Annotated in this window: 3 protein-coding genes; 2 read left to right on the top strand and 1 reads right to left on the bottom strand. The window is 44.6% G+C overall.

Annotated elements, in window-relative coordinates; genetic code table 11:
* Positions 1-230: 230 nt before the first annotated feature.
* Positions 231-512, bottom strand: coding sequence for a hypothetical protein (locus B5J94_RS12830; protein WP_062501733.1), 282 nt, complete (start codon positions 510-512; stop codon positions 231-233).
* 106 nt (positions 513-618) lie between these two features.
* On the opposite strand from B5J94_RS12830, the gene grpE reads away from it, so the two are divergent.
* Positions 619-1,137, top strand: coding sequence for a nucleotide exchange factor GrpE (grpE, locus tag B5J94_RS12835; protein ID WP_062501731.1), 519 nt, complete (start codon positions 619-621; stop codon positions 1,135-1,137).
* A gap of 467 nt (positions 1,138-1,604) precedes the next feature.
* Positions 1,605-3,515, top strand: a complete 1,911-nt coding sequence (dnaK, locus tag B5J94_RS12840) for a molecular chaperone DnaK (protein ID WP_062501581.1) — start codon at positions 1,605-1,607, stop codon at positions 3,513-3,515.
* The last annotated feature ends 112 nt before the right edge of the window (positions 3,516-3,627 follow it).

Genomic DNA, 3,627 nt, shown 5'->3' on the forward strand with positions numbered 1-3,627 from the left:
ATTAGAGCTTTTTCCAAACTAAACGTAAACCCTTATAAATACCAGGGTTGAAGTTTTTAAAAATCCAAAAAAATCTTGGTTTGGAAAGAAGTCTATTAGCATACTTTTTGAACCAAAACCCATTTTTTAATAAATCTCTTTCCAAACTAAAAATAAACCCTTATAAGTATTGGGGTTGAAGTTTTTAAAAATCCATAAAAATCAGGGTTTGGAAAGAAGTCTAATCAATTTTATGGCATATTTTTGCCATGCTTTTCCAATACCTTTTGTAGGACTAATTTTTTGACATTTTGACTTAATGTGCCGTCATGACTTTCCCAACAACCAAACAATTCCTTACCATGTTCCCATGCCAAATTTTCATGGGGGTCTTGGTTGGATTGGTCGGCTTTTGGCAATAGGTTTTGGACGTATTGGCTTACGCTTAAATCTTGGGCGTGAGCGTGGGCGATGAGCGTTTGTTCTACGCTGGGCGGTAGGTCTAAAATCAGCATGGCATATCCTAATTGCATTTTGCCCCATTATAACAAAATTTTTACCCAAACCGACATTCTCCCTTGAAATTTTGCCCCATAACCTTTATCAATAAGGGGAATTTTATCCCATTTGGAGAACACCATGAGCGAACAAGAGCCAATCCTAAACGAAAATGAGCAAACCGAACAGGCAGAGACGGACGAGCTTACCAAACTGATTGCTACCATTGAAACGCTTGAAGCCGAAGTCAAAGAAGCCAAAGAAGCACAGGCTCGTGCCAATGCCGAGAGCTACAACACCCAACGCCGTATGGAGCAAGAAACCGAAAAGGCAAAAAAATTCGCCCTACAAAAGTTCGCCAAAGAACTGCTTGACGTGGTGGATAACTTGGAGCGTGGTCTAGAAGCTAGCGAAAAAGCAGGGGCAGATGAGAGCGTTTTGGAAGGCTTACGCTTAACCCACAAATCTTTGCTTAGCGTCCTAGAACGTAATGGCGTGGTTGCCGTGGGCGAGATTGGCGAGAGTTTCAACCCTGATTTGCACGAAGCGGTGGGTATTTTCCCTGATGCCGAAAAGGACACCATTGGGCAAGTATTGCAAAAGGGTTATACGCTAAATGAACGTACGTTACGCCCTGCAATGGTATTGGTGGGGGCATAGCCTTGCCCTTAAACGTTTGATGGCTCTGGTTCAAAAAGTATGCTACAAGGAAAACCGTTCGTGGTGAGCTTGTCGAACCATAACGGTTTTCCTACCCTTCGACAAGCTCAGGGTGAACGGAAAACCTAGTTCAGCATACTTTCTAGACTACTACCACATTTGATTTTGTGCCTATGTGGGCGAATTGCAATTCGCCCCTACTGGGAAAATCATAAAAAACACATAGGTAAAATTTTATCAACGCCTATGGATTTTGTTTTAAATTTCAATGGCTTAAAACAAAATTTTTACAAAAAATTTTTTAAAAAATTTGTCAAATTTTCTCTTGAAAATCCAAATTTGACACAAATATAACACAGCAAGTTTGGCAAAACCAAATTTAAAACCAACAAGCTTAACAAGCTCACTTGAACAGTTTTTAATTTATCAACTTGCCAAAAATTCACTTAACAAATCGGAGAAAAATCATGGGTAAAGTTATCGGTATTGACTTAGGTACAACCAACTCTTGTGTGGCAGTCCTAGAAAATGGCAACGTCAAAGTCATTGAGAACGCAGAAGGTGCCAGAACCACGCCTTCTATCGTGGCATTCAAAGACGGTGAGACCCTAGTTGGTCAATCTGCCAAACGCCAAGCAGTTACCAACCCACAAAACACCCTATTTGCCGTAAAACGTCTTATCGGTCGCCGTTATGACGAACAAGCGGTTCAAAAAGACATCGGTCTTGTGCCTTACAAAATCGTCAAGGCCGACAATGGCGATGCGTGGGTGGAAGTGAACGGTAAAAAACAAGCACCGCCACAAATCTCTGCTGAAGTTTTGAAAAAAATGAAAAAAACCGCCGAAGATTATCTTGGCGAAACCGTAACCGAAGCGGTGGTTACCGTCCCTGCTTACTTTAACGATGCCCAGCGTCAAGCCACAAAAGACGCAGGACGTATCGCAGGGCTTGATGTTAAGCGTATCATCAACGAGCCAACCGCTGCCGCCCTTGCCTTTGGTCTTGACAAAAAAGAAGGCGACCGCACCATTGCTGTCTATGACTTAGGTGGTGGTACCTTTGACGTGTCTATCATTGAGATTGCGGACGTGGACGGCGAACAGCAGTTTGAAGTGCTATCTACCAACGGCGATACGTTCCTAGGCGGTGAAGACTTTGACATTGCTTTGATTGACTACCTTGTGGACGAGTTCAAAAAAGAGCAAAACGTCAATCTAAAAGGCGACCCGCTAGCCATGCAACGCCTAAAAGAAGCTGCCGAAAAAGCCAAAATTGAACTGTCAAGCTCAACATCTACCGAAGTAAACTTGCCGTACATCACCGCAGATGCCACAGGCCCTAAGCACTTGGTGGTAACAATCAGCCGTGCCAAACTAGAAGCCTTGACCGAAGAGCTGGTGGCTCGCACGATTGCCCCATGTAAAATCGCCCTAGAAGACGCAGGTCTGTCGGCTTCCGACATTGATGACGTGATTTTGGTGGGTGGTCAAAGCCGTATGCCACTGGTTCAGCAAAAAGTGCAAGAATTTTTTGGCAAAGAGCCAAGAAAAGACGTGAACCCTGATGAAGCGGTGGCAATCGGTGCTGCTATCCAAGGTGCAGTACTCTCTGGCGACAAAAAAGACGTGTTGCTACTTGACGTAACTCCATTGACCCTAGGCATTGAGACCATGGGTGGCGTGATGACGGCAATCATTGAGAAAAACACGATGATTCCTACCAAAAAATCACAAGTGTTCTCAACCGCTGCCGACAACCAACCTGCCGTCAGCATTCAGGTGTATCAAGGCGAGCGTAAGATTGCCAACCAAAACAAACTTTTGGGCAACTTTGACCTAACCGACATTCCGCCTGCACCCCGTGGCGTGCCACAGATTGAAGTTACCTTTGACATCAACGCAGACGGTATCATGAACATCTCTGCTAAGGACAAGGGAACGGGCAAATCACAATCTATCCAAATCAAAGCCGACAGCGGTTTGACGGACGAAGAGATTGAACAAATGGTGCGTGATGCCGAAGCCAATGCCGAAGCGGATAAGAAGTTTGCCGAGCTTGCGGGCGTGCGTAACGAAGCGGACGGACGTATCGCAGGGGTACAAAAAGCCCTAAAAGAAAACGGCGATAAAGCGACCGATGAAGAAAAACAAGCGGTAGAAACGGCAATCAGTGAGCTAGAACTTGCGACCAAAGAAGATGACGTGGACGCAATCAAAGCCAAGCTAGAAGCCCTTGATAACGCATTCTTGCCAATCGGCACCAAGATTTATAGCCAAGAGCAAGGCGGTGCAGACGCAGGTCAAGCACAGCAAGCCAAACCTGCCGATGACGGCGTGGTAGATGCTGAGTTTACCGAAGTGAAAAATGATAAATAATCTTTGATTGGTAAATACTGGAAAGAGAGCACCGCTCACCTTGAACCGACCCCCAAATCTTAGACATAAGATTAAAGGTTAGGTTGTTGCAAGTGGTTGTATTAACCCTAAT

The organism is Moraxella lacunata (genome assembly GCF_002027545.1).
Taxonomy (GTDB): Bacteria; Pseudomonadota; Gammaproteobacteria; order Pseudomonadales; family Moraxellaceae; genus Moraxella; species Moraxella lacunata.

Coding starts and splice junctions, on each gene's coding strand:
- dnaK (WP_062501581.1), top strand. CDS start 1,605: ATGGGTAAAGTTATCGGTATTGACTTAGGTACAACCAACTCTTGTGTG.
- B5J94_RS12830 (WP_062501733.1), bottom strand. CDS start 512: ATGCAATTAGGATATGCCATGCTGATTTTAGACCTACCGCCCAGCGTA.
- grpE (WP_062501731.1), top strand. CDS start 619: ATGAGCGAACAAGAGCCAATCCTAAACGAAAATGAGCAAACCGAACAG.